Origin of the sequence: Bacillus sp. 220_BSPC, from assembly GCF_001054655.1 — a bacterium.
Classification (GTDB): Bacteria; Bacillota; Bacilli; order Bacillales; family DSM-1321; genus Peribacillus; species Peribacillus frigoritolerans.
Window position 1 is genome coordinate 1 of the sequence record NZ_JVPL01000189.1, and the last position, 24,919, is coordinate 24,919.

The window sequence follows — 24,919 nt, forward strand, 5'->3', positions numbered from 1 at the left end:
TGAATGACTTTATGCATGCGACTACGAGTTACCGATAATTCATCATCAAGCTCACTGTAAAATCTCGAAAGTGACTTCAACTGTTGAAACAGGGTGTCTGTCCCGTTTGTCTCCCTTCGGGAGACAGAGAAGTGAGTTAAAGCCAATTGATGGGCATCACTTTTATCAGTTTTATGAATCCTTAAGGCATCACATTGCTTTTTAGCCTCTAGAGGGTTTAAAAGGCAGTAGGAATAATAGTTATCACGCATAAAGCGTTCCAATTGCCGAGAATAGACACCAGTTGATTCGAACACAATATAAGGTTGGTCCTCATATCCTTCGATTAATTCATCAATCCGAGCTCTTAACTTTTCAAACTCAGGTTTGGTGTGTTTAATTTCAGCTTCATAAATACATTTTTTCAAGCCATTATAAATGACCATGTAACTCTTTCCCATACTCACGTCAAAGGCAATTACATGTTTCATGTTATCCTCCTACAATTTTCTTAAATTGAAGCCTTCATCTTACACTTATCGACTCTAATTTCTTATACACGATCTCTAGGATCCAACATACTAAAACCTGATTCAAATAAGGTAAATGAAGAAGGTCCGTTTTAATTACGGATTCTAGATCCTAAGGCATGATCGACCTATTCTTCATTTCTACTATATAAAAAATAGTAGTGTGGACCAATGCCTTGGTCCGCACTACTAATCTTAGTATGTTTTAATTTTACTATGATCAGCTGATGATTGTAATAATGGATATATTCTAACTTTATTGGGTCAGATCAAAGGCTTCTAGAGGGTACATCCCGAACCATGATTTTAAAACTAAATAGGTTATACTTATTAATGTTTTATTGTTTTATGAAACCCTCATTAGATTGAAGAAATTTGCGACACTCCTGCCGAATAACTGTCTAGCCGAGACCCCGGAGGCGCTTGCGCCGAGGAGGCTTGGCAGACAGTCGGCGGAAAGGGAGCGGATTTCTGAAATCAACTGGAAGTTTTCATGTTTTTTCTTTCTGCAGCAGTTCCATAAAATTAAACGAAAACCCTGGTATATCAAGGTATTCCTCGGTGTCACTCATAGGTTGCATAGTATTGCGCTCATTACTATCTTTACTTTGCACGATTCATCTCACAATACTAGGAGAAGGAAAGGCGATGAACTTATTATGATTTTTAGCGAACGATTAAAAAAAGAACGGGAAAAAAGAAATTGGTCACAAAATGATCTTGCAGAGAAGATTCATGTGAGTCGCCAATCTGTGTCCAAATGGGAAACGGGAAAAAATTACCCAAGTATTGAGGTACTCATTAATCTGAGTGATTTATTTCAGATTACGGTAAATGAATTATTAAGGAGTGACGAGGAATTGAAAGAAAAAATAATACGGGAAAGTAAGCAGTTAGCATTTCCAAAAAGGAAAATGTTTTTTGATATCGTGTTAGTAATAGGAGCATTTTTATTAGTGTCTAAATTAATTATTTTTGGTCTTAACAAATTTGCTGGCACCGATATTACCATTTTAAAAAGCATGCCAGTTGTATCGAATTTTTTACCATTAGCTTTGATGGTTATTGGCGGCATCGGTTCGGATTATTTGAAGGATAAATATGTGGATTGAAAATTCTCTCTTCTAAAAATGCATAGTGATTCCCAAGGGAATGAAACCCTTTTGTAAACTTGATCATAAAAGAACAGAACCTTTGAATTTCGGGTTCTGTTCCTATTTCTTATTTGAACTTTTGCACTTCTTCATTTCCCTCGAATTTGTTATCTTTCAATATGCCAATTTCTTCAATATGATTTCGTGCCGTTTCATCCCCTAATTTATAAATGAGGGCATAAAGCCTTTTCATGGCTGCATCGTATTTATCATTTGCCCGGTCATGATGATAGAGAAGGTAGGGCACATGTGATCGGGCATATGCCTCCAGGTCATCTGTCCGGTGTTCCTCCAAGCATTGTTTCAATTCTGCAAGTTCCTCATCAGTTGCGTGTACAGTGAAGCTCGGATTCTCTTCAAGTTTTTGTCCGAGTACGTCGCCGCTGACCAAATCGACATGGTAGGTCTGTTTTTCCTGTATCATTCTGCACATCACCCTTTCAAGCGTTTATCTATTCTGTACCACTATTTGTAAAAAGTTAATCATGAAAGTAAACATTTCCTTAATGAAAAAGATAGGAAATAAAGGTATCGGATTCCTTATCAAATGGTTTAAGATGGATTTACAGAATAATATGGTAAATGGAGTGGTGATATAGTGAAGAGGTCAATCATGGTTGTTTTTTTTGTGTTGATTGCTTCAGGCTGCGTAACAAGGAATTATGACTCCAACATGGATTTAGGGAAAAGTCAGTTGAATGAGGAAAATTATTTAGAAGCCCACGAGGCATTTGAATTAGCTTATAAAGAAGGAAAAACACCTAAATCAAGGGAGCTAATGGATCTTTCCGGTTTGCTGGCGAGTGGAATGAAGAAATACGACGAACAGGATTTTGAATCGGCCAAAAAAGATTTTGAAGAAGCAACCACATATAAAGCAAAATATCGGGAAGGCAAACAAATGGTTTCAAAGGCTGAGGAAATGCACCCGGTTTCAGACTCAGCCACGATAGAAGCAGTAGTGGGAAATGATGAAGCGAAACCGGCGGAGGAAACTACTGAGGAAGGATTCAAAGCAGAAGATGAGGCGGCAACGGATACAAAAGGCAAAGAAGGAAGCAAGGATTCGGATCGTGCCTTAAGTAAATCTCAGGCGGAGAAGCTTGTGAAGGATTACGTGGATATGGAAAATTTTTCACATTTACAAATCGAATATGATCATGATGCCGAAAAGGGAGATTATATTTTTCATGTTTTCGAGGTAGATGATCCTAGTCAGAAAAGCGGCCACAAAACCACTTGGGGCTGGTATGGCGTGAATAAGGAGACCAAAGAAGTTTATGAAGTCATGTAGGATAACTGAATAGTCGAATTTAAGGCCCCTGTTTGGCCTTTTTTATTTTGTGGTGCGGAAACATACAGGATTCGATAAAATTTTATGATTTTTGTTAAAAGACAGCCTAATTCTTTATTTTCTTAAGAATTTTTTAATATTTCCTGTTTATGATTGAGGCAAGTAAAGGACAATCATAGGAGGGATAAAGATGGAGAATTATAATGGTGAGGAGCAAGTCAGAGTCAAGGCAGAACGGAAAAAGGGTAAGTCTCTCTGGATAACTAGCCTTGTTTCCGGAACGGTTGCTTCTATGGTTACATCGTCTGTATTTTTATTTGGCGGAGACTTTATAGATCAAGGGAAAAGTTCAGTGAATGAGTCAACCGAAACGGCAGGAATACAGCAAACGGACAGTGTTGAAAAGGATAAAAGTGTCACGGCGGAAAAGTTATCGGCAAGTACGGATTCAAATGATAGGGCAGAGATGGTCGAATCAGCATCCAAATCGATTGTAGGGGTCGTGAATTTACAGGAGATGCAAAGCCAGAACCCGTACCAGCGGCAAAGCACGGAGAGCGAAACGGTAGAGAGCGGAACTGGCTCAGGGGTCATTTATAAAAAAGTTGATGGGAAAGCCTATATCATCACGAACAATCATGTTATTGAAGGTGCTAAGGAAGTCGAAATTTCATTGTATGACGGACAAAAGGCAACGGCAGCTGTTGTCGGGGCTGATGCTTTGACGGATTTGGCGGTTTTGACAATTGATTCCTCGAAAGCACCGGAGGGAATTAAATTCGGGAATTCTGATAGCATGCGTCCAGGTGAAGAAGTATTGGCAATTGGCAACCCACTTGGACTTGATTTTTCAAGATCGGTTACACAAGGAATCGTAAGTGCGACCGGACGCACCATTTCAGTCGATACCTCGGACGGGGAGTGGGCACTTGATGTCCTTCAAACAGATGCAGCGATCAACCCTGGTAATAGCGGCGGTGCATTGATCAACACCGCTGGGGAAGTGATCGGTATAAACAGTCTGAAGATTTCCGAAAACGGCGTGGAAGGCTTAGGGTTTGCCATACCAAGTAATGATGTGATTCCGATTGTTACGGAACTGATTGAAAATGGAAAAATCACGCGTCCGTATTTAGGAGTCAGCTTGGCCAGTATAGATGAACTGCCGCAATATTACATTCAAAATGTTCCAGAACCTGCAGAATCCGGCGTAATGGTGACGAGTATAGAAGCGGGCTCGGCAGCGGCGAACGGAGGGCTTAAGCAACAGGATATCATTGTTGATATTGATGGAACGAAAATAAATACTGCCGCAGCATTAAGGAAATACTTATATACAGATAAGAAAATCGGCGATAAAGTAAAAATTAAAGTATATCGAGGTACTGAAGAGAAAACGGTAACGATAACCTTGCAAAAACCATAGAAAGAGGTAAGGCCCCTGATCATTCATCAGGGGCCTATTATTTAGAAGTTTTTAATAGTATACAAAAGGTTAATATCGGAAAAATAGATAGTGTATTTGCACTGTTTTACATATTTTTCATATAGGCTTGAATGCCTAAGAGTGAATGGTAGCGGCTTCTATTTGTCAAGGTTTTCATCGTTAATATGTTAAAAAATAGAAAAGATTTGACAAATTTGTGAAATGTCATAAAATAGAAAGAAAGGGGATGAAATAATGGAAGCTAATCAGAAGATGTTAGATGCAGTGAAATGGGTATCGGGCACAGGTTGTGTAATCGGATTTATTATTTTTGCTTTAAGTTTTTTTGTAAGCGATTACAATAAGGATTATATATTTACCGTTGTTGGAATCGCCATCACACTAAGTGCAGCTGCCATTTTTCTAGTTGGTATATTTTTTGTCCTGACAGAAGAAATGGTAATGAATACACATAAAGGTGAAAGAATTGAACCGGAAACGACTAAAATCATAAAAATGAAATCAAAGGCTAAAACTCATACAAAAAGAAGTACGGAATTCAGTAACTAAAACCGAGAATATAGCGTAATGAACTGGCTTACTATCATCAGATTCACTAACATGTTTGAACAAAACTAGCTGATTCGTTTATCAGGGAGCCAATTTGATTCCAATCATTGAATGCGCTTTCATATCATTTGTAACGATTAAATTTTAATACAATACACGGCACTCGTTATGTATTAAAATATTTTAAGGAACCCTTTCATTGAATGCATACGATGTGCTTGGATATCCAAACAGAACTGCCCGTATTCAGGAAGTTCTAACTTTACATTTTGAACTATATCCACGAGAAAAGGACATTTTTTCAAAAGTCCTTTTTTTGTGGTTTTTTTTGTACTTTTACTTGAAGATGCAATAAGGAAGTCGTTGAATGAACCGTCAAATGTCCTTTTCCTGTAATGGTTTCAGTCCTATCCTGCTGACTGATAAACATGAACAGTTGCAATAAGTTTGACCGACCCCTGAATTATTTCATCCATGACTACTGCTAAAGCATGTTTAGGAATACTGACAGGGCAATGAGTATTGCGAGGGAAAGAGCCTCATTACACACTCGTTGTTTCCTTATATATATATAATATTGACCAGTGTTGGATCCTAAGAGGTTTGAGGCCTGGATTCAACATCGTATCCAGTGCGGCTATCATTTACCAACTTCCATGGCCGGGTTTAAAAAATCCGTTTTAAATCATGTTTTCCAACGATAAACACCTACTTGACAGGATAGGTAATATCATTCATATTCTTGAGTGGGGTTGAGGCAATATACACGGTGAGTATAATGAGGGATTTTCATTTCATTATATTAGAGTAGTAATAAACGGATAGTGGATCGGTAATTTATGCAATCCTGTACTGATAAGTGAATTTCCATAGGTATGTTATTAAACAATTATTATATTTCATTTGCTGAAGATTTTCGAACATTTCCGTTCATTTACCATCTTCTTACTGCTCTTTAATGAACTTTATGTGACAGATGTCACTTTGTATTGTCTTTTTTTAGACTTGGGATTAATATTGGTATGTCGGGGTTTGTGAACATGGTAACACTTTGTCCGAATAATTACCAATTGGAATTTTATTATGTAAGAAAGGGGTAGTACTATGAAAATAAAATGGTCTCTATTAACTATACTTTTTACTATTGCCACTGTGCTAACCGGTTGCGATAACCCATTAATGGTCTTGGACCCTAAAGGGCCAGTAGCTGCAACACAAGCAGATGTTATTATGATTTCGATATGGACAATGGCCTTTGTCGTCCTTGTCGTTATGGTACTGTATATTTTCATGATAATGAAATATCGTGCTTCCAAACAACGTGATGATTATGAACCGCCTCATATTGAAGGAAGTAAGGTTCTTGAAATAATTTGGGTTGCGATCCCAATTTTAATCGTCGCTTTCCTATCCGTTGTTACTGTTAAAACAACAAATGAAGTTGAGGCAACACCTAAAGGATACGGAGATCAAGAGCCTTTAATTATTTACGCTTCATCTTCCAACTGGAAGTGGCATTTTAGTTATCCGGAAGAAGATATCGAAACAGTCAACTATCTGTTTTTACCTACTAACCGACCAATTGAATTTAAACTTTACTCATTCGGTCCAATCTCAAGTTTCTGGATTCCGCAACTTGGAGGACAAAAATACGCGATGTCGGACATGGTTAACACGTTGCACTTAGCAGCTGATGTACCAGGAGAGTATATGGGTCGAAATTCAAACTTCAGTGGTTCAGGTTTTGCTCAGCAAACGTTCAACGTTAATGTACTTTCTGCAGAAGAATACGATAAGTGGGTAGATGAAATTAAAGCTACTGCTAAACCGATTACTGAGGAAAAATTCAATGAATTATTAAAACCTGGTCATGTGGGACAATCCACTTACACTGGAACTCACTTAGAGTTTTCACCAGCTCCTGAAGGGGAAAATGCTGGTCATGACCACGGATCTTCTGATACTGAAGAACATGATTCCAAGGATTCACACGAGGAACATTCAGAACACAGCAACATGAATCATGATCACTAAGAATTAATTTTCGTTCGATAAAACAACTAGGTTTACAAGATAAGGAATATTTTCCTGAAAGGAGTCACAAAAGTATGGATTACTTTGATCGATTTGCCGTACCTCATCCAAGTCCTGCGATTTATGCATCCATGGTTGCGATTGGTTTAACCATGATTGCGGTTGTTGCCGGAATTACCTATTTTAAAAAATGGGGTTACTTATGGCGTGAGTGGTTAACAACGGTTGACCATAAACGTATTGGTATCATGTACATCTTGGCAGCACTGCTTATGCTCTTCCGTGGTGGCGTCGATGCTCTTATGATGCGTGCTCAAACGGCTATTCCAGATAACGGTCTTTTGGATGGACAGCATTATAATGAGGTATTTACAACACACGGGGTCGTCATGATCCTGTTCATGGCTATGCCATTTATCATTGGGTTAATGAACATTGTTACACCATTACAAATTGGAGCGCGTGACGTAGCATTTCCACGTCTGAACGCAGTAAGCTTCTGGTTATTCTTCATGGGGGCAATGCTATTTAACATCTCTTTCGTAGTCGGTGGTTCCCCTGATGCAGGCTGGACATCTTACTTCCCGCTGGCAAGTAACGATTTCAGTGAATCAGTAGGTTCGAACTATTACGCGATTGCACTTCAAATAGCAGGTATCGGTACATTACTGACTGGTATCAACTTTATCGTAACAATCTTGAAAATGAGAGCACCTGGCATGAACTTAATGAAAATGCCAATGTTCACATGGTCTATCTTGATCACTAACTTCATTATCGTTTTCGCTTTCCCTGTATTGACAGTGGCACTTGCGTTGATGACAATGGATCGTCTATTCGGAACTCAATTCTTTACGATGGCCAATGGCGGTAGCGATATGCTTTGGGCTAACTTGTTCTGGGTTTGGGGACATCCTGAAGTTTATATAGTAATTCTTCCTGCTTTCGGTATTTACAGTGAAATCATTTCGACATTTGCACGTCGTAACCTGTACGGGTATAATTCGATGGTTATCTCCATGGTAGCTATTTCTACTCTGTCTTTCATTGTATGGGCTCACCATTTCTATACAATGGGTCACGGTGCGATGGTTAATGGTATCTTCTCGATTACCACGATGGCAATTGCCGTCCCGACTGGTGTTAAGATTTTCAACTGGTTGTTCACACTTTGGAAAGGTAAAATCGTATTTACCGTTCCAATGCTTTACTCTTTAGCTTTCATTCCGATTTTCACACTCGGTGGGGTAACAGGGGTAATGCTTGCAATGGCAAGTGCTGACTACCAATACCATAATACAATGTTCTTAGTAGCTCACTTCCACTACGTTTTAATCCCTGGTACTGTATTTGCCGTACTAGCTGGTTTCACGTATTGGTGGCCAAAAATGTTCGGTTTCATGTTGAGCGAAAAAATTGGGAAATGGTCGTTCTGGTTCATTACAATCGGCTTTAATGTAACCTTCTTCCCGATGTTCATCACTGGTTTAGATGGGCAGGCACGTCGTATGTATACGTACTCTGAATCAACAGGGTATGGTCCATTGAATATGCTCTCGTTCGTTGGAGCGATTGGCTTGGCAATAGGTTTTGCACTTATTGTGTACAATATCTATTGGAGCACTCGTTATGCGTCAAGAAATATTTCAAACGATCCATGGGATGCGCGTTCTCTAGAGTGGGCTACACATACTCCAATCCCTGAATATAACTTTGCAGTTGTGCCAACAGTTGATTCTACAGAAGCATTCTGGGATGCAAAGAAAAAAGGCTTTAAATTATTTGGCGGTAAAGTAGAAAAGATCCATATGCCAAATAACAGTGGTGTGCCGTTTATCATGAGCTGTATCTTCTTCGTTTGGGGCTTTGCGATGGTATTCAGCATGTGGATCATTGCAATCATTGCAACGATCGGTATCTTTGCTTGTATGATTCACCGTTCATTCGAAAAAGATCACGGACGTTATATCTCTGTTGAAGAGATCGAAGAAACTGAAAATAAATTGCGAGGTGCTAAGTAATGAAAATAGATAACTCGCTGCCACTAGAATATAGCACGGAAGAAAATCGCTTAAAGATTTTTGGATTCTGGATTTTCCTAGGAGCAGAAATAGCTCTTTTCGCTACACTGTTCGCCACTTATTTTGTATTAGTTGATGGAACTGGAAATGGTCCAACAGGGGAACATCTTTTTAAACTCCCAACCCTGATGTTTCAAACAATCTTTCTTTTAACCAGTAGTTTTACCATTGGTCTTGGAATCAATGCAATGAGACTTGGAAGGCAGAAAGCAACGATTGGTTTCTTCATCATCACCCTTATTCTTGGTTTAGGCTTCTTGGGAGTCGAAATTTATGAATTCGTGGAGTATGTACATGAAGGAGCAACCATTCAAACAAGTGCTTTCTTATCTAGTTTGTTTACATTACTAGGTACGCATGGAGCTCACGTTACACTTGGTTTATTCTGGGGAACCTTCATCATCATGCAGATCAAAAAGCGCGGTATGACTCCAGAAACAACAAACAAGGCTTTCATCTTTTCACTTTACTGGCATTTCTTAGACGTTGTCTGGATTTTCATCTTCAGTTTCGTCTACCTGAAAGGAATGATGTAATATGAAAGAATTATTCCCACGGGGCCAAGTTATGGGATTTGCCTTTTCACTAGTCCTGACTTTGGTCGCACTATCAGTTATTATGTTTGATCTCTCACTGAAAATGGCTATGATCATCCTTCTTGTTACAGCTTTCATGCAAGCTGCACTTCAATTAGTTATGTTCATGCACGCAGGTGAGTCTGAAGATAAAGCATCGATTTATACAAACGTTTATTACGGATTGTTCGTTGCATTGGTTACAATTTTCGGTACAATGCTAACAATGATTTGGGGATATCAATAATCGATTCCGGAAAAACTGGGCGTCTTGATGACGCCCAGTTTTTTTATTTTTTATACCGTTCTATCCATTTCACTCATGGAAGTTTGATAACAAGGATGTGATCGAAACCATATTGTTTAGTATAACCATTTCGCAACATTATATTTACACTTTCGAAGCGCGCCCGTGCTTTTAAGTGAAATGTTTTACTAAAGTGAAACGTTAATAGAACGGACACATCTACTAAGAAAAACGGTCAGCACCTTTTGATATAATAAGTTATATAAGAATTAATTTATAAATGTAGCGGAGATGATGAATTGACTTTGCCGGTTTTGATTTTGACAATTATCTTAAGTCTGTTAAAAATATTGGTTTCCTGTCTTCCAACCGATGCAGTTAATTGGATTATCAGCAAATTTAAAATACACGCAGAAATTAGTGGCGGGAATGCGATCGTAACCTTTGACGGAAAACGTTTGGAAGGTGAAGAAAAAATTCAAGTTATTAATTATTTTAATAACGCTAGGTTTTTGAAGAAAAATCATATATTCCCAGGGAACGAGCAATTGTTTTTACATCCAGAGAACAGCGGGACTCCATTGGTCATTGATACTAAAAGAGGCAAAAAGGATGTTAGGTTATTTGTATATATTTACAGCGACCGCGTGGATGTAGTTAAACAGTACAAGAAGAAGCTCATTTCTTATAGTCTGTTTTCCGATAGCCTCCAAGAACGTTCCATGCCATTAATAAGAAATTTAGTTTAATAGAACATTAAAAAGACGGTCCTTAAAAGACCGTCTTTGAGTTTGCAAACAAAAGGGTTCTAACTAAATTTTAAAACAAAGTTGATTGGAACGGAAGATGCGGGACTCCTGCGGGAAAAGCGAGTCCAAGGGAGACCCCGCAGGCGCAAAGGCGCCGAGGAGGCTCCTGGACCGCCCGCGGAAAGCGAGTGCCTGGAGTGGAATTAACGGTTAAATTGTCTACAGCTGAGACGCGCCTTAAAAAGACCGTCTTTTTTTATAAGGCTTTTAATATAATTACATTTCAATTAGATATTTTTCATTATAAAAATTTTAGTGCAAAAACTGGCATCTTGATTTTAGTGTCTTTTGAAAAAACAATTAAATGTGTTTTTAAGTAGGAGGGAATTGCTGTAAGAGGGTCGTTAATCGTGCATATGAAAAGTATTTTGGATAGTATTTAAGGTAAAAAAAAGCAGGTATCTATTGCGATGCCTGCTTTTTTATGCTTTCCATTGTTTTTCAACTTGATGAAGGGCTTGTTGTAAAATTACTTCATGATCAGTACCCGGTTTAGTTAGGACGTTAGTTTGATAAGATTTTCCTTGGAAATCAACTGTTACTGTAACTTTTACCATTATGCATCTTTCCTTTCCTGATTCAGAATTAAATGAGGTGGTTGTACCTATTTCTTTTATACCCGTGGCAGAAGGATAATCAAACATTTCAAAAGCAGTAAAATCGAGAAAGTTAATATTCAAAATTATCTGATATTTTTTAGGAGGTGTCAATACTTTTTTTTTGACCTACTCCATTTTCCGGTTAAATAAAAAACGACCTGGCTTATATAAATGACAGTCAGGTCGTTTTTATTATACGAACTATATTCATATTTTAGTTAAAATAATACCGATTAATGCTGCAAGAACACCGGCAATTTGATAGGTTTTTAGTTTTTCCTTGAATATATAACATCCAGCGAATACGACAACCAAACAGTTCAGGCTGACGACAGGGAAAATGATGCTTGCGATGCCGGTATTCAAAGCAAAGAAATAACATCCATAGCCTATCATGCTTAAAAAGCCTACTAAGGAACCGATTTTGACTTCCTTTAGCTTGATTTTTTCTTTTTTAAAGGCTAGAGCCGAAAGAAGATAAAGCATTCCGCCTCCATACATTGATACAAGGATATCAAGGGAGTTTAAATGAAGACGTGTTGATGTCGTCATAAGAATGCCGAGCACACCAAAAGATAAGATGGAGAGTAATGTGTGCATCATCCATGGGACATATTGATGATTACCTTTTGCATTAGGTGTATATTGGATGACTAATGTAGCGATAAACATGCAGGCGATTCCACTCCACTGCAAGGAAGAAATATGTTCGTGAAAAATTAAAGCTGCACAGAGAATGGGGAATATGGCATTCGCTGCGATTAATGGAGATGTCAAGCTTGCCGGACCCTTTTCAAAGGCGCTTGCCATCTGGATGTTACCATTGGCGTTCAGTACACCAATTGCTGCACCAAGCATGATGGACAGCCAGTTCATCTGCAAACCATCCATTAATACTCCATAAACAATGGACAAAATAAATGCTGAAAAATAAAAGAAAAATTGGATATGTATCTTGGAATACCCTTTTCCGCTGCTCCATTTAAAAATGCTGTTATTGATTCCGAAACATAAACTCGTGATGAGTGCTGCAAAAATCCACATTGACTTAATCTCTTCCTTCATGTAGGATAAACTTCTTCTACATTTTAAGCTGAATGCCATCAAGAATCAAACCAAATTTAAAATGTATGATTGACAGATTAGATTATTTTTTCTATATTTACTATGACAATTTTAAAATATTTCCCGATAAACGGGAGAGGTTCATAGCATCACCCTCTTAAAAAAACTATGGCTTTGATATTTTTCGCGAATCAACCATATCTTTGAGGAGATATGGTTTTTGTTATATAGAGGCCCATTTTATGAATCTCCCTGAAATGTGGGATTAGGAGGACTTTTCATGTCTGGAAGAAAAGAAGAAGAATTAAAAAAAGATATCACACTGCTTGGGAATCAAGGAACAAAATATACATTCGACTATGCTCCTGAAATCCTTGAATCATTCGATAACAAGCATCCGAACCGGGATTATTTCGTCAAATTCAATTGCCCGGAATTCACTAGTTTATGTCCGATCACGGGCCAGCCGGACTTTGCTACCATTTACATCAGCTATATTCCCAGTGTGAAAATGGTGGAAAGCAAGTCTTTGAAACTTTATTTATTCAGCTTCCGCAATCATGGTGATTTCCATGAAGACTGCATGAACATCATCATGAATGATTTAATCGAATTGATGGACCCTAAATATATTGAAGTATGGGGCAAGTTTACACCAAGGGGCGGAATTTCCATCGACCCTTACACGAATTATGGGAAACCAGGTACGAAGTATGAGGAAATGGCGAATTACCGCTTGATGAATCATGACTTATACCCGGAAACCGTGGATAATCGCTAAAGAATGGAGAGACAATGGGCATATGCCCGTTGTCCTTTTTTTAGTTTATAGCTGATTTCGATCAGTGGTTCTGTCATTCTGTCCTTTTTAAAAGCACAAATGTCCTTCTATAATGGAATTTCCACTTGATTGTTTCGAGAAAAAGCGTAATAATAGGGAGAGTTAATTTTGACAGAATATTTACGAAAATAGGGGATGTCGAGATGAAAGTTGCAAAGTTTGGTGGAAGTTCACTTGCGTCAGGTGAACAGTTGAGGAAGGTATTCGAAATTGTTGTTTCTGATCCAGAGAGGAAGATTGTGGTCGTTTCCGCTCCAGGAAAACGCAATTCCGATGATATAAAGGTGACGGATTTATTGATTGAAGCTGCGGAACAGCAGCTGCGCGGGGATAACGGAGAGCATTTGATAGAAGATGTTGTATCCCGCTATGCGAGCATTGCTGAAGAGTTGGATATATCCGAGAGTGTCATCACAGGGATTCATGAAAATTTAATGGCACTGCTGCATGCAGATCAATCTAACCCGAAGCGCTATCTGGATGCCTTGAAGGCCGGTGGCGAGGATAATAATGCGAAGCTGGTCGCAGGTTATTTCCAAAGCCTTGGAGTGGAGGCGCAGTATATCAATCCGAAGAAGGCAGGCTTGATCGTAACGGATGAAGGTGGATTTACCAGGGTGCTGCCAGAGTCTTATGATCGGTTATATGCTCTGCGTGATGAGCCAGGAATCGTTGTATTTCCAGGATTCTTCGGATATACGTTAGATGGTGATGTGTTAACCTTCTCAAGAAGCGGTTCCGATATTACGGGTTCGATTCTTGCTAATGGGGTCAAGGCTGATTTGTATGAGAACTTTACGGACGTGGATGCCGTTTATGCGGTGAATCCAAATGTGGTTTCCAATCCGAAGGGAATCCGGGAACTGACCTATCGTGAGATGCGTGAGCTTTCTTATGCAGGTTTCTCGGTATTTCATGATGAGGCGCTGATTCCTGCATTCCGTGCGGGAATACCTGTCCATATCCAGAATACGAACAATCCGGCGGCACAAGGGACCCGCATTGTGAATGCACGGGATAATACGAACGGGCCGGTTATTGGGATTGCGAGTGATAAAGGATTTTGCAGTATTTACATTAGCAAATATTTGATGAACCGGGAAGTTGGTTTTGGCCGGAAACTGCTGCACATCCTCGAGGATTATGGAGTTTCATATGAGCATATTCCATCAGGCATCGATGATGTGACGCTTATTCTTAGGCAGGACCAGATGAAAGGGGATGCCGAGAAGAAAATCATTTCCCGAATCAAGAAAGAGCTTCATGCCGATGAAGTGAATGTGGAGCATGATCTTGCCTTGATCATGGTCGTAGGGGAAGGAATGCGCCATAATGTCGGTACAACGGCAAGAGCGTCAAAAGCCTTGGCCGAAGCAAAGGTGAATATTGAGATGATCAACCAGGGCTCTTCGGAGGTAAGCATGATGTTCGGTGTGAAAGGGCACAACGAAGAGACGGCAATTCAGGCATTATATCACGAGTTCTTTTGAGTATGAGCGTTTAGGGACCTCCTTTTAGAAGGGGGTTTTTTGCGATTAATCTTTTAATCACTATACATACCTTTTTATCTGGTTCTTTATGGTAGTGGCAATGACCGTGTGGGGATAATCATTACAAGCTAACAGACGCGCTGCAGGGTTCAGTGCGCCTGTTTTAATTTAATACCCATATGACAAGTGGCAAATGCAATTGGAGGAGAACGGAGTTGACGCTCTTGAAGCGGATAAAAAGGGGGGGCCAACCTCATACATATCTTACACCATATTATAAATGATCTTGCTGAATAGAATAGAAAGCATCCTTATCACCTAGTTAAATACTTCTATATAATACAAAAAAGAATGTAGGAATAAGTTCTAACTATATGTGATTGGATTGTAAGGCACGAGGCTCCTGTGGGAAAAGCGCGCGTCTAAGACACCGCAGGCGTAAGCCGAGGGCGGACCGCCCGCGGAAAGCGAGTGCCTGGAGGGGAAATCAACGTTCAAATTGTAAAAGCATAAAAAAACTGTAGAAAACCCGGTTTTCATCGAGTTTGTCTACAGTCTGAGACTCCAACTGGAAGATTGGAGGCTTTCCTTTTATGTTAGTCCATAATGGTCAGGAGTTGATCGATCGCGTTCCTTGGACGCGGGGCAGGGATCATATCGGGATAGCCAACGTGAAGGCTGCCGACGATCTTCTCGCCTGGTTTCACGCCCAAAGCTTCACGAAACTCCATGCTGTGTATCATGCCGTATGTTTCCCATATCATCCCGATTCCCTGTTCCCAGGCAAGCAGGCTGAAATTCTGGATCAAGGCACTTGTAGCCGCATAATCTTCTTCACGTGTCATGGGATTCGGATTCTCTTCCATGATCACTGCGACAAACATCGGTACACCTATGAGTTTATTATATCCTCGCTGTCCGGCTGCTTTTTTCTTTTCAGGGTCCTTCTCTTTGCCTTCCATGAATGCACGTGTTGCTTCTGCGAGTTTTAAACGGCTATCACCATGCACCACGACGAAGCGCCATGGCTGGGTCATTTTATGGTTCGGTGCCCATGTCGAAGTTTCCAATAATGATTGGATGGTATCAATAGGAACAGGAATGTCCTTAAATCGTTTGATGCTGCGCCGTTCTTTAATGATATCTTCTAGTTTCATGATCATCCTGCTCCTTTAATCATATATGTAAGTTTAATAGTTGAAAAAAAATAATCCCCGGCTGCCTAATATGCTTCCAATGTGAATAAATTACTTGAATAAAGAGGGGGCAATATTCTAGTGACTTGCATTCGCTAATGAGCATATAATTTTACTAGGCACAGAGAAGCCGGGGCGACATTGTATCTATGTACAATATCAAAAGGGTACGATAAGAGAATATCGTAATTGCTTATCAAATTTCAGAGATCGATAATGAAATTGAAAATCATTATCAATTAGAATTTTCGCTTATTTCCTGTTATTTGTCAAGGGTATTTATAAAAAAAAATCAAGATATTTACCAATGCTTTAAAACAGTTAAAATCTTTTAAAAAATCTGTATAAAAATGTATAATGAGAGGATGAAAAGATGCTATTTACATACGGAGAATCGAAGGTGTCATAGATGAAAAAATTGTCCTCATTTCTTAAGCCATACTGGCTTTTGATCATTCTTGCTTTAACCTTAATGATTGTCGAGCTCGGGGTAGAGCTATTACAACCTCTATTTATAGCAAAAATCATTGATGATGGCATTTTGCAGAAAGATTTATCGGTGGTGATTAAATGGGGAAGTGTCATGGTTGGACTTTCCGTTTTTTCATTTCTTGGCGGGATCGTTAATTCATTTACGGCATCACATGTAAGTCAAAGCTTTGGACATGATGTCAGGAAAAGCCTTTTTGGTAAAATACAGGCGTTTTCTTTTGCGAACTTGAATAATATCCCGACTTCCTCGTTAATCACAAGGATGACGAATGATGTGACCCAACTTCAAAATACGATTTTTATGGGCTTGCGTATCATGGCAAGGGCGCCGTTGATCGTAATCGGCGGAGCGATCATGGCTATTGCGGTCGATTTGAAATTATCCCTCGTATTGGTCATTTCAATTCCGGTTCTGGTTTTCTTCTTGGGATGGGTTATGAAGCGGGCGGCTAATCTGTTTAAGCTCGTCCAGAAAAAACTCGATAATGTCAATGGAGTCATGAGGGAAAACCTGATAGGCATGCGCTTGATCAAAGCTTTTCTTCGTAAGGAGCATGAAATCGGCCGATTTGTCGATGCGAATGAAGAGTTGAAAAGAAAGACTGTGTCTTCCCTTCGTTTAATTGAAACGACGATGCCTGTGCTGATGCTTGTCATGAATGTGGCGATTCTGATCATTCTCTGGCTTGGAAGTGAATTTATAACAACGGGAGATATACAGGTAGGGGAAGTTGTGGCGATTGTCAACTATGCCACGAGGATCGCGGCATCCCTTTCCGTTTTTTCATGGCTGATCATGGTCATTTCCCGTGCGAAGGCTTCAGCGGAACGTGTGACGGAAATATTTGAAACCCCGATAGATATTGATGAAGGTAAGGCGGAAAGCAAGAGTGGGGCCGTCAATGGGGGAGGCATTAAGTTTCTGGATGTATCTTTCCGCTATCCTGGAACCGAAACCCCGATATTGAAAAACCTGACCTTCTCCATCGATCCGGGAGAATCGCTTGCCATCATAGGAGCGACAGGATCAGGGAAAACATCACTGTTTCAGCTGATTCCGAGATTATATGAAGTTGAAAGCGGCTCCATTCAAATTGATGGCCAGGATCTGAAAGATATTCCCTTGAATTCGCTGCGGAACAGGATCGGCTATGTACCGCAAGAGGCCCTGCTTTTTTCGGGGACCATAAAAAATAATGTCGCTTGGGGAAAAGAGGGTGCCTCGGTGGAGGAAATCATGGCTGCGGCCATGCATGCTCAGGTCCATGAGACCGTAATGAAACTTCCGAAGCAATATGAAACCCAGTTGGGGCAAAAAGGAGTGAACCTTTCGGGAGGGCAAAAGCAGCGCTTATCGATTGCAAGAGCATTGGTGCGCAAACCGAAGATTCTCCTTCTGGATGATAGTACAAGTGCCCTGGATTTGAAGACGGAAAGTAAATTGCTTGCCGCTTTAAAGGACTATACATGCACAACGCTCATCATTACACAAAAAATCAGTACAGCCATGGAGGCTGACAAAATCTTGTTGCTGGAAAGCGGTCAAGTCCTTGCGCTGGGGAAACATCAGGATTTGATGCAAACAAGCGATCTTTATCGAAAAATCGTTCGCTCACAGTTTGGGGAGGAGGGGATTTCGCTTGAGTCGAAGAATATCTCCCGATAAGGCAAAGTCTAAACCGGTCAACTCCTGGAATACGGTAAAAAGGATCATTCCCTACTTGGCAACGAATAAAAGCCTGCTATTTTGTGTCCTTTTCATGGTACTGATAAGCTCGGTTTTGGGATTGCTTGGACCCTTTCTTGTTGGGATGGCCATTGATGATTATATTGTCACAAGGGATAGCGGGGGGCTGATCAGCCTTCTTTTAGGGCTTCTCGGAGTCTACATATTTTATTCCCTTTCCATGTGGCTTCAGAATTATTGGATAATCGGAATTGCACAGGATACGGTTTATGCGATGCGCAATCAACTATTCAAAAAGCTTCACCAGTTGTCCATTCCCTTTTTTGATCGGCGTCAGCACGGGGAGTTGATGAGTAGGGTCACGAATGATATTGAAAATGTCAGTTCCACTTTGAATAGTTCCGTCATCCAGATCTTTTCAAGTGTGCTGACACTTGTCGGGACGATCGGAGTCATGCTGTATTTGAGCCCTTTATTAACTATTTTAACCTTATTCATCGTTCCTCTCATGTTCTTCGGCCTGAGGTGGATAACGAACAGGACGGGAAAGCTGTTTAAAGCACAGCAGAAGAACCTTGGAGAACTGAATGGGTTTATAGAAGAAACGATTTCCGGACAACGGATCGTAAAGGCTTTTTCACAGGAAGATAAAGTGATCCGTGATTTTATCATCCGGAGTGAAAATTTAAAGAAAGCCGGATTCCTATCACAATCATATTCAGGGCTGATCCCAAAACTGATGAATTTACTGAACAACTTAAGTTTCACGGTAATAGCCGCTGTCGGCGGGTTTTTGGCGCTGAGTGGCATAGGTACGGTTTCCATCGGGGTCATTGTCATTTTCACAGAGTACTCAAGGCAATTCACCCGTCCGCTCAATGACCTGGCTAACCAATTCAATACACTCCTCTCAGCTGTTGCCGGTGCTGAACGGGTTTTCGCCATACTTGATGAAAAAGAAGAAGAAGTGGATGAGAAACAGGCTTCTGAACTTCGTGAAGTACGCGGTGAGGTGGACTTTGAGGGTGTTTCCTTTTCGTATAATGATGAAGGGCAAACGATATATGATGTTAGTTTCCATGCAAAAAAAGGGGAGACCATCGCGCTTGTAGGTCCCACGGGGGCAGGTAAGACCACGATCATTAATCTTCTTGCCCGTTTTTACGAGCCGAACAGCGGCCGGATATTGATTGACGGCCAGGATATCCAACAGGTGACGAGGTCCAGTCTCCGTAAGCATATGGGCTTCGTTTTACAGGATTCCTTCTTGTTTCAAGGTACGATTCGTGAAAATATCCGCTACGGCCGGCTGGAGGCGGAAGATGAAGAAGTGGTGAATGCAGCCAAGCTTGCCAATGCCCATTCCTTTATCATGAAACTGCCAGATCGATACGATACCATCTTGAATCAAGATGGCAGTGGAATAAGTCAGGGGCAGCGCCAGCTAATATCGATTGCCAGGGCTATTTTAGCAAATCCCGTTTTATTGATTTTGGATGAAGCGACAAGTAGCATAGATACGATAACCGAGCTTAAAATCCAGGAAGCATTACAGCGCTTGATGGAGGGAAGGACAAGTTTTGTCATTGCCCACAGATTGAATACAATTCAGCAAAGTGATCAAATCCTCGTACTTGATGAAGGAAGGATCATTGAAAAAGGATCCCATGATGAATTGTTGCGGCAGAGGGGTTTTTATTACGATCTAAACCGCAGCTCATTAAGGGAAAATCAGATAGGATAAAGAAAAAATGTGGGCCATCCGGCGCGCATTTTTTGTGTTGGTCCCATAATGAGCATCATAAACTTGGGGATTGCATCCCGTTCATTTAATGATGAACCTTCTAAAAATGCGTTCACACAATACGGTTTTTATAAAGCATGGAAATCATTGATTCCACCAAAGTGGGAAAGGAGGGAATTATCGACAAAATAATGGAAAATACATTACAAATTGACTAAATTGCTATTGCTAAAAAACCTTACGGTAACATATAATTCAGAATATATATAAAATTCTTTAAATTTAATGGGTACGGGGAGAAATACTGCCCTGGCCCCTTATAAATGAAGGTTTTTTATAGTTGTACACTAGATCGATAGAGAGGAGATGGAAAAAAATGAAAGCGCTTAAGTCTGTTATTCTTTGGGGGATCATATCTGCATTGGGTGCGGTGAGTTTTGGTTTCGTCGCGCTAAACCGGGGGGAAAGCATCAATGCCATGTGGATTGTTACTGCGGCACTCTGTGTTTATTCAATTGCATACCGCTTTTATAGTAAATTCATTGCACGGAAAGTGTTTGAGCTAGATGACAATCGCCAGACTCCATCGGAAGCGAATAATGATGGGAAAGATTATGTACCTACAAACAAATGGGTGTTGTTTGGCCACCACTTTGCAGCAATTGCCGGAGCTGGACCTCTCGTAGGCCCCATCCTTGCAGCGCAGATGGGATATTTGCCAGGGACGCTATGGCTTGTAGTCGGAGTTGTTTTGGCTGGTGCCGTACAGGATTTCATCATTCTTTTCGGTTCGATGCGCCGTAACGGCAAATCTTTGGGAGAGATGATCAAAGAGGAGATTGGACCGATTACAGGCTTGATAGCGATGATCGGTATCCTCGGTATCATGATCATTTTACTGGCGGTACTTGCCCTGGTTGTCGTAAAAGCGCTGGTGGGCAGTCCGTGGGGAATGTTCACGATTGCCTCGACCATACCGATTGCAGTCCTGATGGGCATTTACATGCGTTATATAAGGCCGGGACGGGTTGGTGAAGGGTCGATTATCGGAATCATACTTTTGATGCTCGCGTTATATTTCGGCCGCTTTGTAGCCGAGAGTGCAACATTGGCGCCAATGTTCACTTTCAGCGGGGAAACGATTGCCATCATGTTGATTGTCTATGGTTTCGTTGCCTCCGTTTTGCCTGTATGGATGTTATTGGCACCGCGTGATTATTTAAGTACATTCTTGAAAATCGGTACGATCATCGGACTTGCACTAGGTATCTTTATTGTCATGCCGAGCCTTGAAATGCCTGCCGTCACTCAATTCATCGATGGAACGGGACCTGTATTTTCCGGCAATTTATTCCCGTTCCTATTCATTACGATCGCTTGTGGAGCGGTATCGGGATTCCATGCACTCGTTTCCTCAGGTACGACTCCTAAAATGATTGAACGCGAATCGCATGCACGTCCAATCGGATACGGGGCGATGTTGACTGAATCCTTTGTAGCCATCATGGCGATGATTGCCGCCTGTGTATTGACGCCAGGCATCTATTTTGCCATTAACAGCCCGGGGGCCGTTGTGGGAACGGAACCAGCGCAAGTGGCTGCCACGATATCAGATTGGGGTTTCCTTGTGACACCTGAGATGATTACCGGCCTTGCAGCCGATGTTGGGGAAGAGACCATTATATCCCGTACTGGAGGGGCTCCAACCTTTGCAATCGGCATGGCCCATATCTTCTCGCAAGTGATTGGGGGGGCGTCCCTGATGGCGTTCTGGTATCATTTCGCGATACTGTTCGAGGCATTGTTCATATTGACCACCATTGATGCAGGAACCAGGGTGGGACGTTTTATGATACAGGATATCATCGGCACCTTTTACAAACCATTTGCCGAAACGAATAAATGGCTGCCCAATATAATTGCGACTGCCATTTGTGTAATCGGTTGGGGGTACTTCCTTTATCAAGGGGTCATTGATCCTCTTGGCGGAATCAATACCCTTTGGCCATTGTTTGGAATTGCGAATCAGATGCTTTCCGCCATTGCGTTGCTGCTTGGGACGACGGTCCTTTTCAAAATGGGCAAAAAAGCGTACACATGGGTCACTCTTGTGCCCACTACATTCTTGTTGATAGTGACCATGACGGCAGGGTGGCAAAAGCTGTTCCACGAAAACCCGGCAATTGGCTTTTTAGCACATAAGGATAAATTTAAAGCGGCTTATGATAGTGGGGAAGTTCTTGCTCCGGCAGCCAATCTGGCCGAGATGAAGCGGGTTATCGTCAATGATTATGTGGATGCTGCCCTATGTGCCATCTTCATGATCGTGGTGATCACGGTCCTGATTTCTGCCATTAGGTTATGGATAAAAGTCTTGAAGAACCAGAAAATAGATTTACATGAAACGCCTTATGTATCAAGGTCGTCATAAGGGAGGGAAAGCGATGTTGAAAAGAATAATGACAATTCTCAGCTACAGAAAGCAATTCGTCAGTTTGCTCGTCGGCGTGCCAAGTTATGATACGTATGTGGCACATATGAGAAAGCATCATCCTGGAGATCCCGTGAAAACCAGGAAAGAATTTTTCTGCGAAGCACAGGATGAACGGTATAACGCAAAGGGTGGGAAAGTGTCCCGTTGCTGTTAATGAATATTTATTGAAGGGTCCTCAATAGGAGGGCCCTTTTTTAATGGTTTTTTCGAGGGGGAATAAGTGGAGGGTGAAATGTAACAGCCATGGAGTCGTGAAGATGTGGAAAAGTGACTATTAAACAAAAAAACATTTACTGGTCCTTTATTCTTATTGATGTTATATAATCTAACATTTTTATGGAAAATACAAAAAATAAGTTGAATTATTAGAAAATTAAGTATATGATAAAAAATATAACATAATAGTGTTAGTAAACATAACATATATAAAAAATAAGGGGGAAAAAACAGTATGCAAATGGCAGATTCGGTATTCATGTTTTTGGCGACGATGATGGTTTGGCTAATGACACCAGGGATTGCCTTATTTTATGGAGGGATGGTAAAAAGTAAAAATGTCTTGAATACGGCAATGCATAGTTATATGCCTCTGGCTGTCATTTCTATTCTTTGGGTGCTGATTGGGTATTCATTATCATTTTCACCTGGTAATTCACTTCTGGGCGGTCTGGACTGGGTTGGTTTAAAGGATGTGGGTTTTGCACCTGGACCTTACAGCGAAACAATTCCCCATAGTTTGTTCATGTTATTCCAAATGACTTTTGCCGTTTTAACGGTCTCGATCATTGCGGGTGGCATTGCCGAACGGATGAAGTTTTCAGCATTCCTGATTTTTACGATCCTATGGTCCCTATTCGTATATGCTCCCGTTGCACACTGGGTATGGGGTGGAGGCTGGTTAGCGGAACTGGGTACACTTGACTTTGCAGGTGGCAACGTTGTTCATATATCTTCAGGGGTTGCAGGTTTGGTATTAGCAATCATGTTAGGTAAAAGGAAAGAGTCGCGGGACAGTGCACCGCATAATCTTCCTTTAACATTTCTTGGAGGATCATTAATTTGGTTCGGTTGGTATGGCTTCAACGTCGGAAGCGCACTGACAATCAATGAAGTGGCGATGAATGTATTCGTTAATACAGCTGTTGCAGCAGCTGCTGGTATCATTGGATGGCTGATCGTCGAGTATATGGCTAATAAAAAGGCAACATTGCTGGGTGCAGTATCCGGAGCCATTTCTGGCTTGGTGGCCATTACACCTGCTTGCGGATTCGTAACGCCCGCTTCATCAATCATCATCGGTGTCATCGGCGGTGCCGTTTGTTTCTGGGGCGTATTCTTCCTGAAGAATAAACTGGGTTACGACGATGCGCTTGATGCTTTCGGGTTACATGGAATCGGCGGGACATGGGGTGGCATCGCTACAGGTTTGTTCGCGACAACTTCCGTAAACGAAAGCGGTGCAAATGGTTTATTCTATGGAGATTTCAACTTGTTATGGAAGCAGCTTGTAGCGATCATTGCGACCTATATCTTCGTTGCCGTGGTCACTTATATCGTTGCTAAAGCCATTAACCTTTTCGTACCGTTGCGTGTCAGTGAAGAAGATGAGTCAATGGGGCTTGATCTTACACTTCATGGAGAAAAAGCTTATCACGAATCCATTTAAAAGGGGGGTGCTCATATGTCCGAGATTTTAACGAAAATAGAAATCATTACACGTCCTATCCAATTTGAACAATTCAAAGCGGAACTTGCAAAAATAGGGGTAAGCGGAATGACAGTATCGGAAGTAAAAGGAACGGGTCTTCAGAAAAGTTATGTGGAAACATATAGAGGCAGAAATCGTGAAATGTCATTGCATGATCGAATGAAAATCGAAATTGTCGTGTGTGAAGTGCCAGTTCAGGATGTTGTGGATGTAGCAAGGAAATTCTTGAGTACCGGTAAACCGGGTGACGGTAAAATCTTCATATATGAATTGGCGAATGTTGTGAATATCCGTACCGGTAAAGAAGGTCATGATGCGTTAAAGAATGACATCTGATGCTGTGATCAATTCCGCCGGATACAGAAGATAAAAGAAAGGGAGCTGAAAATGGGGAGACTGGTCCGAATTGTTAATGCAAAAAAACAGAAGATCGTTAATACGCTCATTTCAGAGGATGTATATCAACCTGATGACAGACCCTTTTTATTGGAATTGCCACTGAAAAATTTAGAAGAGATTTTATCACTCCGATTAAAATCCACGTTTCAAAATCCCCGTTCAAAAAAATAACCTTTCAGCCGTTATCCTAGGGGAGAGCGGCTTTTTTTGTTTGATGTCCAGCTGGATTGTGACATTTAAATATTAGTATATTAAGGAAACCTTTTTTCTTGAATCCCCCATGGAAATCGCGGAGCATTCCAACTATAATGAATAAGGATATAAATTTAAATACGATTTTTTTGCTTTTTTCGACGCTTTTCGCTTAGTTACTTCAATTTTTCTTTAATTTTCCGAAAAGAAAATTCAAAAAAATGTAAATTTACCAAAAAACTATGAATTACTTCATGAATGCCCCTGCTTAATAATAGGGAAATTATTAATATGTTCTTTTAAGAGGTGAAAG

22 protein-coding genes and 1 riboswitch are annotated in these 24,919 nt (G+C 40.7%); of the genes, 17 read left to right on the plus strand and 5 right to left on the minus strand.

What is annotated here, in order from left to right; translation table 11 throughout:
* A partial coding sequence (locus tag ADA55_RS14360; protein WP_048684958.1) for an IS110 family transposase occupies window positions 1-470 on the minus strand: 470 nt, incomplete at its 3' end.
* A 698-nt stretch (window positions 471-1,168) separates the two neighbouring features.
* Between ADA55_RS14360 and ADA55_RS14365 the strand changes: the two genes are divergently transcribed.
* A complete protein-coding gene (locus ADA55_RS14365) occupies window positions 1,169-1,621 on the plus strand; it encodes a helix-turn-helix domain-containing protein (RefSeq protein ID WP_048684960.1) in 453 nt (150 codons plus the stop codon).
* Between the two features lie 109 nt (window positions 1,622-1,730).
* Here the strand turns inward: ADA55_RS14365 and ADA55_RS14370 are convergent, their stop codons facing one another.
* A complete protein-coding gene (locus tag ADA55_RS14370) occupies window positions 1,731-2,087 on the minus strand; it encodes a hypothetical protein (protein WP_048684962.1) in 357 nt (118 codons plus the stop codon).
* A gap of 189 nt (window positions 2,088-2,276) precedes the next feature.
* Between ADA55_RS14370 and ADA55_RS14375 the strand changes: the two genes are divergently transcribed.
* The 8 genes from ADA55_RS14375 (at window position 2,277) to ADA55_RS14410 (ending at window position 10,639) form a co-directional block, all read left to right on the plus strand.
* Window positions 2,277-2,957 carry a hypothetical protein gene (locus ADA55_RS14375; RefSeq protein ID WP_048684969.1) on the plus strand — a complete coding sequence of 227 codons (681 nt, stop codon included), beginning with the start codon at window positions 2,277-2,279 and terminating at the stop codon, window positions 2,955-2,957.
* 190 nt (window positions 2,958-3,147) lie between these two features.
* Complete coding sequence (locus ADA55_RS14380) at window positions 3,148-4,383, plus strand: S1C family serine protease (protein ID WP_048684971.1); 1,236 nt, start codon at window positions 3,148-3,150, stop codon at window positions 4,381-4,383.
* Between the two features lie 255 nt (window positions 4,384-4,638).
* Window positions 4,639-4,953, plus strand: coding sequence for a hypothetical protein (locus ADA55_RS14385; protein ID WP_048684972.1), 315 nt, complete (start codon window positions 4,639-4,641; stop codon window positions 4,951-4,953).
* Window positions 4,954-6,057: 1,104 nt separating this feature from the next.
* A complete protein-coding gene (gene qoxA, locus ADA55_RS14390) occupies window positions 6,058-6,987 on the plus strand; it encodes a cytochrome aa3 quinol oxidase subunit II (RefSeq protein ID WP_048684974.1) in 930 nt (309 codons plus the stop codon).
* A gap of 74 nt (window positions 6,988-7,061) precedes the next feature.
* Window positions 7,062-9,008 carry a cytochrome aa3 quinol oxidase subunit I gene (gene qoxB / locus ADA55_RS14395; RefSeq protein ID WP_048684976.1) on the plus strand — a complete coding sequence of 649 codons (1,947 nt, stop codon included), beginning with the start codon at window positions 7,062-7,064 and terminating at the stop codon, window positions 9,006-9,008.
* Window positions 9,008-9,604, plus strand: a complete 597-nt coding sequence (gene qoxC, locus ADA55_RS14400; protein ID WP_048684979.1) for a cytochrome aa3 quinol oxidase subunit III — start codon at window positions 9,008-9,010, stop codon at window positions 9,602-9,604. Before qoxB ends, qoxC begins: the two co-directional genes overlap by 1 nt.
* Before the next feature lies 1 nt (window position 9,605).
* A complete protein-coding gene (gene qoxD, locus ADA55_RS14405) occupies window positions 9,606-9,890 on the plus strand; it encodes a cytochrome aa3 quinol oxidase subunit IV (protein ID WP_048684982.1) in 285 nt (94 codons plus the stop codon).
* A 299-nt stretch (window positions 9,891-10,189) separates the two neighbouring features.
* On the plus strand, window positions 10,190-10,639 hold the full coding sequence (locus ADA55_RS14410; RefSeq protein WP_048684984.1) for a YfmQ family protein: 450 nt from the start codon (window positions 10,190-10,192) through the stop codon (window positions 10,637-10,639).
* A gap of 482 nt (window positions 10,640-11,121) precedes the next feature.
* Here the strand turns inward: ADA55_RS14410 and ADA55_RS30520 are convergent, their stop codons facing one another.
* Together ADA55_RS30520 and ADA55_RS14425 are read right to left on the minus strand one after the other, a co-directional pair.
* Window positions 11,122-11,409, minus strand: a complete 288-nt coding sequence (locus tag ADA55_RS30520; protein WP_048684988.1) for a BA3454 family stress response protein — start codon at window positions 11,407-11,409, stop codon at window positions 11,122-11,124.
* Between the two features lie 96 nt (window positions 11,410-11,505).
* Complete coding sequence (locus tag ADA55_RS14425) at window positions 11,506-12,363, minus strand: EamA family transporter (RefSeq protein ID WP_226990471.1); 858 nt, start codon at window positions 12,361-12,363, stop codon at window positions 11,506-11,508.
* A gap of 130 nt (window positions 12,364-12,493) precedes the next feature.
* Window positions 12,494-12,539, plus strand: a riboswitch (PreQ1 riboswitch).
* A gap of 104 nt (window positions 12,540-12,643) precedes the next feature.
* Here ADA55_RS14425 and queF point away from each other — a divergent pair.
* Together queF and ADA55_RS14435 are read left to right on the plus strand one after the other, a co-directional pair.
* A complete protein-coding gene (queF, locus tag ADA55_RS14430; protein WP_034305880.1) occupies window positions 12,644-13,144 on the plus strand; it encodes a preQ(1) synthase in 501 nt (166 codons plus the stop codon).
* Between the two features lie 203 nt (window positions 13,145-13,347).
* On the plus strand, window positions 13,348-14,694 hold the full coding sequence (locus ADA55_RS14435) for an aspartate kinase (RefSeq protein WP_048684996.1): 1,347 nt from the start codon (window positions 13,348-13,350) through the stop codon (window positions 14,692-14,694).
* A gap of 596 nt (window positions 14,695-15,290) precedes the next feature.
* Here ADA55_RS14435 and ADA55_RS14440 read toward each other — a convergent pair.
* Entirely contained in the window at window positions 15,291-15,851 is a 561-nt protein-coding gene (locus ADA55_RS14440; RefSeq protein WP_048684997.1) for a nitroreductase family protein, read from the minus strand.
* 448 nt (window positions 15,852-16,299) lie between these two features.
* Between ADA55_RS14440 and ADA55_RS14445 the strand changes: the two genes are divergently transcribed.
* From ADA55_RS14445 to ADA55_RS14475, 6 genes are all read left to right on the plus strand, one after another.
* Complete coding sequence (locus ADA55_RS14445; RefSeq protein ID WP_048684999.1) at window positions 16,300-18,048, plus strand: ABC transporter ATP-binding protein; 1,749 nt, start codon at window positions 16,300-16,302, stop codon at window positions 18,046-18,048.
* The gene (locus ADA55_RS14450) at window positions 18,023-19,813 is read left to right on the plus strand and encodes an ABC transporter ATP-binding protein (protein WP_226990472.1); all 1,791 of its coding nucleotides are present in this window, start codon (window positions 18,023-18,025) and stop codon (window positions 19,811-19,813) included. The genes ADA55_RS14445 and ADA55_RS14450 overlap by 26 nt, the downstream gene beginning before the upstream one ends.
* A 376-nt stretch (window positions 19,814-20,189) precedes the next feature.
* A complete protein-coding gene (locus ADA55_RS14460; RefSeq protein WP_048685007.1) occupies window positions 20,190-22,244 on the plus strand; it encodes a carbon starvation CstA family protein in 2,055 nt (684 codons plus the stop codon).
* Between the two features lie 13 nt (window positions 22,245-22,257).
* On the plus strand, window positions 22,258-22,461 hold the full coding sequence (locus tag ADA55_RS14465; RefSeq protein ID WP_048685010.1) for a YbdD/YjiX family protein: 204 nt from the start codon (window positions 22,258-22,260) through the stop codon (window positions 22,459-22,461).
* Window positions 22,462-22,758: 297 nt separating this feature from the next.
* Complete coding sequence (locus tag ADA55_RS14470) at window positions 22,759-23,973, plus strand: ammonium transporter (RefSeq protein ID WP_048685013.1); 1,215 nt, start codon at window positions 22,759-22,761, stop codon at window positions 23,971-23,973.
* A 15-nt stretch (window positions 23,974-23,988) separates the two neighbouring features.
* Window positions 23,989-24,351, plus strand: coding sequence for a P-II family nitrogen regulator (locus ADA55_RS14475; RefSeq protein ID WP_048685015.1), 363 nt, complete (start codon window positions 23,989-23,991; stop codon window positions 24,349-24,351).
* Window positions 24,352-24,919 lie beyond the last annotated feature (568 nt).

Coding starts and splice junctions, on each gene's coding strand:
- ADA55_RS14365 (WP_048684960.1), top strand. CDS start 1,169: ATGATTTTTAGCGAACGATTAAAAAAAGAACGGGAAAAAAGAAATTGG.
- ADA55_RS14370 (WP_048684962.1), bottom strand. CDS start 2,087: ATGATACAGGAAAAACAGACCTACCATGTCGATTTGGTCAGCGGCGAC.
- ADA55_RS14375 (WP_048684969.1), top strand. CDS start 2,277: ATGGTTGTTTTTTTTGTGTTGATTGCTTCAGGCTGCGTAACAAGGAAT.
- ADA55_RS14380 (WP_048684971.1), top strand. CDS start 3,148: ATGGAGAATTATAATGGTGAGGAGCAAGTCAGAGTCAAGGCAGAACGG.
- ADA55_RS14385 (WP_048684972.1), top strand. CDS start 4,639: ATGGAAGCTAATCAGAAGATGTTAGATGCAGTGAAATGGGTATCGGGC.
- qoxA (WP_048684974.1), top strand. CDS start 6,058: ATGAAAATAAAATGGTCTCTATTAACTATACTTTTTACTATTGCCACT.
- qoxB (WP_048684976.1), top strand. CDS start 7,062: ATGGATTACTTTGATCGATTTGCCGTACCTCATCCAAGTCCTGCGATT.
- qoxC (WP_048684979.1), top strand. CDS start 9,008: ATGAAAATAGATAACTCGCTGCCACTAGAATATAGCACGGAAGAAAAT.
- qoxD (WP_048684982.1), top strand. CDS start 9,606: ATGAAAGAATTATTCCCACGGGGCCAAGTTATGGGATTTGCCTTTTCA.
- ADA55_RS14425 (WP_226990471.1), bottom strand. CDS start 12,363: ATGAAGGAAGAGATTAAGTCAATGTGGATTTTTGCAGCACTCATCACG.
- queF (WP_034305880.1), top strand. CDS start 12,644: ATGTCTGGAAGAAAAGAAGAAGAATTAAAAAAAGATATCACACTGCTT.
- ADA55_RS14435 (WP_048684996.1), top strand. CDS start 13,348: ATGAAAGTTGCAAAGTTTGGTGGAAGTTCACTTGCGTCAGGTGAACAG.
- ADA55_RS14440 (WP_048684997.1), bottom strand. CDS start 15,851: ATGAAACTAGAAGATATCATTAAAGAACGGCGCAGCATCAAACGATTT.
- ADA55_RS14445 (WP_048684999.1), top strand. CDS start 16,300: ATGAAAAAATTGTCCTCATTTCTTAAGCCATACTGGCTTTTGATCATT.
- ADA55_RS14460 (WP_048685007.1), top strand. CDS start 20,190: ATGAAAGCGCTTAAGTCTGTTATTCTTTGGGGGATCATATCTGCATTG.
- ADA55_RS14465 (WP_048685010.1), top strand. CDS start 22,258: ATGTTGAAAAGAATAATGACAATTCTCAGCTACAGAAAGCAATTCGTC.
- ADA55_RS14470 (WP_048685013.1), top strand. CDS start 22,759: ATGCAAATGGCAGATTCGGTATTCATGTTTTTGGCGACGATGATGGTT.
- ADA55_RS14475 (WP_048685015.1), top strand. CDS start 23,989: ATGTCCGAGATTTTAACGAAAATAGAAATCATTACACGTCCTATCCAA.